Source organism: Pseudoalteromonas sp. 2CM28B (assembly GCF_023161935.1).
In genome coordinates, this window is the sequence record NZ_JALNTH010000085.1 from 1 (window position 1) to 3,278 (window position 3,278).

4 protein-coding genes are annotated in these 3,278 nt (G+C 38.5%); all 4 read left to right on the forward strand.

What is annotated here, in order from left to right; translation table 11 throughout:
• Window positions 1-609: cation transporter (locus MTN96_RS36620; RefSeq protein WP_248534806.1), on the forward strand; the 609-nt coding region annotated here is incomplete at its 5' end.
• Between the two features lie 85 nt (window positions 610-694).
• Window positions 695-991, forward strand: a complete 297-nt coding sequence (locus tag MTN96_RS36625; protein WP_248534808.1) for a hypothetical protein — start codon at window positions 695-697, stop codon at window positions 989-991.
• A gap of 73 nt (window positions 992-1,064) precedes the next feature.
• On the forward strand, window positions 1,065-2,357 hold the full coding sequence (locus tag MTN96_RS36630) for a TolC family protein (RefSeq protein WP_002962255.1): 1,293 nt from the start codon (window positions 1,065-1,067) through the stop codon (window positions 2,355-2,357).
• 70 nt (window positions 2,358-2,427) lie between these two features.
• Window positions 2,428-3,278: efflux RND transporter periplasmic adaptor subunit (locus tag MTN96_RS36635; RefSeq protein ID WP_248534810.1), on the forward strand; the 851-nt coding region annotated here is incomplete at its 3' end.

The window sequence follows — 3,278 nt, forward strand, 5'->3', positions numbered from 1 at the left end:
ACTAAAGAAAGTTGCAGCACCGAAGCTGCAAAAGCAAAAGATCTAGCCCAAAAAAATGAGATGAAAGAAGCATCAACGCTAAAATGGTTGTTAGCCATTAATGGAGTCATGTTTTTTATAGAAGTAATTGCTGGGATTATTGCGCAATCTGCTGGCCTTATTGCCGACTCATTAGATATGTTTGCTGATGCTGCTGTTTATGGTTTAGCTATATATGCTGTCGGTAAAAGCATAAGCATGAAACTTAGAGCGGCACATATATCTGGTGTACTTCAAATTATTCTAGCGCTAGGTGCTTTGAGTGAAGTCGTAAGACGCTTTATTTACGGTAGTGAACCTATCTCTTCTTTAATGATGATATTTGGTGGAATAGCACTAATCGCTAACATTGCTTGTCTGTTTTTAATATTTGGCAACAAAGAAGACGGCGCTCATATGAAAGCGAGTTGGATTTTTTCCGCAAATGACGTAATCGCAAACGTAGGTGTAATCTTAGCTGGCTTATTAGTTACAGTAACTAGCAGCCGTTATCCAGATTTAGTGATTGGTTTGATTATTGCTGTTGTCGTTTTAAACGGTGCTCGCCGCATCTTACAGCTAAAGTCTTAAGTAGAAAGTAGTTAAAAGAATGCACCCGTCATATTTTAAACCATATATATCATACGTGATAATGATTTTAATCGCGGTGCAGTCTGTGTTTTTTTCGCTAGAAGAGCTTGAAATAAACTTAAGTGAAAGTTCTTTTAGTTCATCACTAACTAAGTCTATTACCCCGCTAAAAGCTCCAGAAGACTCCAATATGCTTGAGGTGAATAATAGCAACTCTTCAATTGATAATTGTAATTTTTGTTGCTGCTGTCAGTTATTTTTAAATACAGATTCTTCTTGTAATATTTTACAAGCAACAGATCACTTCCTTACCTACGCCTTAGTTTCCCCTGAGCTAAAAGGCTATATCTCGGTGCCATTCCGCCCACCTAAATACGCCTAAATTTTATAGAAAATTAAGAAAGGTCAAATGTTAATGACCTAAATATCACATATAAATTTATAGGAAAGTATACATGGCACTTAATACCTGTGTGCATCGCAAGATAGCAATTTTAAGGTGTGTAACACCTCGGCTTAAATATATCGCGTTTCTCGCTTTGTCACTTTTTACATTTAATGTTTATGCCTTTGAGAAGCAGTTAAACCTTCAAGAGGCAATTCAGTGGACGCTTAAACAAAATCCAGAACTTAAAATATTTGATTTCAAGCAAACGGCATTAATTGGACGAGAACAAATCGCAAGTTTAAACCCTGCTTATGAACTAGAGCTTGAAGCTGAGAACTTTGCAGGCTCAGGTGAATTTAATACATTCGACAGTGCTGAATTAACAGTCGCTCTATCTTCGGTTATCGAAATGGGAGATAAACGCTCAGCGCGGATTGGAATTGTTTCAAAATCAAGAACACTACTCACTGCTGAAAAAGAAGTCTCTGCGCTTAATTTAATGGCTCAAGTCACTGAGAAGTACGTGGAAGTACTTGCAGCCCAACAAAGAGTTATATTGGCAGAAAATGCTTTGAGCTTAGCACAAGAAACCTTAGAGATTGTATCTCAGCGTAACCGCGCAGGTGCTACTCCTGAGGCTGAAGTGAAACGCTCAAAAGCAGTTATTGCTCAGGCTAACCTCACCCTTCAATCTGAACAAAAGCGCTTGGAATATCTAAAGCTTTCTTTATCAGCTTACTGGGGAGAAACATCAGTGTCATTCTCTAGAGTAACTGGAGATCTGTTTCAGTTTGGCAATGATAGTGATTTTAGTAGTCTCTTTGCGAAATTAGAGAAAAACCCTGCTATTCAAGTTTATGCAAGTGAGCAGCGACTAAAAGAGGCCGAGTTACAGTTGGCTAAAACAGAGTCAACGGCCAATATCAAATGGTCTGTTGGTGTTAGGCGCTCTCAAGAAGCCAATGATACGGCACTGGTCGCTGGCTTTAGCTTACCTTTGTTTGCTGAAAAGCGAAATTCTGGCGCAATCGCTAGTGCGCTAGCAGAGCGTGACCAAGTTGCCATAGAGAAAGAGGCGACTAAGTTAAGATTTAGAAATCACTTACTACGAGCATACTCCAATAGAAAACAAGCCATATTAACAGCTAATTCATTAAAGCAGTCGGTTATCCCAATGCTTGAAGATGCACTGGAAGATACTCAAGACGCCTATCAAAAAGGTCGATATGGATATCTTGATTATGTATCGGCTAGACAAGAGCTGTTAAATGCTCGGCGAACCCTTATTGACGCGGCATCTGCTGCCCTAATTTATGGCGCAGAGATAGAAAAACTAACAAACGAAGCGCTGTCACTCTAAATAAACATCACTTTAAGTTTAATAACAATTTATTGATTCAGTGATTAACTGAATCGTTTAGGAATTCAAAATGAAAAACTATTTACTCGCACTATTGATTTTTATTGGGTATCTATCACCCATTCAAAGTGTTTTCGCTAGTGAAGATGAACATGAAGGCGAAGAAGGCATAAGCAAAATCGACAATAACATGGCAAAAAAGGTTGGTGTTGAAACAGCCTATTTAGCTTCAAAAACGTTGAACCAAACTATCCCTGTATACGGCTCTACGACGATAGGCGCTGAACAATTATTTCAAGTTGGCGCTAGATATAACGGCGTTATAAAGACAATAAACTTCACTGTTGGTGATACGGTAAAAAAAGGCGATCTATTAGCCGTTATTGAATCTAATGAGAGCTTAAATACTTATAAAATAACATCGCCTGTTTCTGGGACTGTTTTACAGCGAAATGGAAATATTGGCGGTATCACGCAAAACACTAGCTTGTTTGAAATCGTCAAATTTGACACCTTGTGGGCTGAATTTAAGGTGTTTACCAGCCAATATAATCAAATCAAAGTCGGTCAGCATGTTGATATTGAGCAAGGTGAACACGCATTCAGTTCAGTCATCACTAATATTATTCCAGCTAAAGATCAGCCTTATGTTTTAGCACGGGTACGATTAAACAACACTGAGTTAAAGCTAACGTCAGGTCAATTATTAAAAGGCAACGTAAAGATAAACCAATTTGAGGTGGATTTAGCGGTCGAGAAAGTTGCCATACAAGAGCTAGGTGGACAATTAGGTGTCTTTGTAAAAGAAGATGAAGAGTACGAGTTTGCACCACTTGTCCTTGGTCGTTCAGACAAAAACTATATCGAGGTCATTGATGGCCTCAGTAAAGACGCTGAATATGTAAACAAAAACAGTTATCT